The organism is Agathobacter ruminis (assembly GCF_002735305.1).
GTDB lineage: Bacteria > Bacillota > Clostridia > Lachnospirales > Lachnospiraceae > Roseburia > Roseburia ruminis.
In genome coordinates, this window is record NZ_PDYG01000065.1 from 1 (window position 1) to 1,698 (window position 1,698).

Annotated in this window: 1 protein-coding gene; it reads left to right on the forward strand. The window is 36.3% G+C overall.

Going from position 1 to position 1,698, the window contains the following annotated elements; translation table 11 throughout:
* Window positions 1–344: 344 nt before the first annotated feature.
* Window positions 345–1,514, forward strand: a complete 1,170-nt coding sequence (locus tag CSX02_RS08590) for an IS110 family RNA-guided transposase (protein WP_242970450.1) — start codon at window positions 345–347, stop codon at window positions 1,512–1,514.
* The last annotated feature ends 184 nt before the right edge of the window (window positions 1,515–1,698 follow it).

Below are 1,698 nucleotides of genomic sequence, written 5' to 3' on the forward strand. Positions count from 1 at the left end.
CTTCCGTGGCGGCGCATGCCTATAAACATCAAAACTCATTTTTATTTCACTAGGGCTCACGTATAATCCAATTATCTTAGATGGTGATTGGATTTTTCCTTTTCTCAGATTTTCATTGGGGATCTTATCTCATCTTTGATATATTTTGAAAAGGCACTGTGGATTTGTACATCTAAGCATACAGCCTTGACTGGTACGGAGTGACTCAGACCACAGCTTTTCGTCTGTTACTGTTAATCAGTTTGTTAACGCATCGACGTTTCTATTTACGTGATTACACAGCCGAATTATCTGTGGAAAACAACAGTGCTCAAAATATTTATCAGGAGGTAAAAGCTATGTCAATGTACTTTATTGGAATCGATATTTCCAAGTACAAACATGATTGCTGCATTATTTCTGCAGCCAATCAAAAAGTAGTCTCTAAAGTTACTATTGAAAACAATAAGTCTGGCTTTGAAGAACTACTTACCATTATTAACTCTCTATCTAATCCTGCGGACATAAAAATAGGGTTTGAATCAACTGCTCATTACGCCCTAAATCTTGAAATCTTCCTTGAAAATTCTCTCCTAACCTTCATGGAAGTTAATCCTGTTCTTATCAGTGAATACAAGAAATCCAAAACACTTAGGCGTACAAAAACCGACTCCGTTGACTGTGAATCAATTGCTCGTTGGTTGATGACTGTTGAATACAAACCCCATCCAAAAGGATTTTATCACGCTTATTCACTTAAGTCATTAACTCGTTTACGAAATAAACTAGTCCGTCAGCGTTCTTTTTATCTTGTAAAAATCACAAATGTATTAGATCACACATTTCCTGAGTTTAAGCCATTTTTTAGTGAGCGTTTTTCTAAAACAGCTCTATACCTTCTTGAAAACTATGGCTCAGCAGAAAAAATGGCACGTATGAACTCAGTCTCTTACGAGAAGCTCCGTTCTCTTTCAAGAGGAAAGTTTTCTCCGCAGCAATTCCTGCAGTTAAAAGAACTTGCAGCTAATACTGTAGGTGTAAACAATTCCATTTTTGATGTAGAACTGAATAGCCTTTTAACCTTATATAAATCTCTGGAAAAAGAGATTGATATCCTTGAAAAAGAAATAATCAAACTAATTGAGGAAATCCATCCACACTATATGTCAATACCAGGAATAGGCCCGCTATCAGCTGCTGTAATCTATTCGGAGTATGGTGACATATCTAACTTTTCAAACTCTGGCCAAATGCTTGCATTTGCCGGTATAGAACCCGGTATTAATGAGTCAGGTACTGAATCTCATGGCGGCAAGATGGTCAAACGTGGTTCATCTCAACTCCGTTATACACTAATTAATTGTTGCGTACCATTAATACGATTTGACATGACGTTCGCAACTTATTATGCAAAAAAGCGCGGAGAAGGCAAACCTCACAGAGTAGCTATTACTCATGTAGCAAAGAAACTTATTAGAGTCATCTATGCATTGGAGAGGCAAGATATCGACTTTAATACCCAAAAGCTACGCTAAAAATAAATCTTTAATTATGGTGTTTTATATCATCTGAAATACTGTACTTTCAGATGGTTTATTAAGGTCGCACATTTTTAAAAGAAAAAAATGTTTTAAAACATCTTGACTGTTTATAGTTTGTCACTCCAATTCACCCGGGTATCCTTTAGATGAGAAGTACATATACGATCGCTTTGTGTGT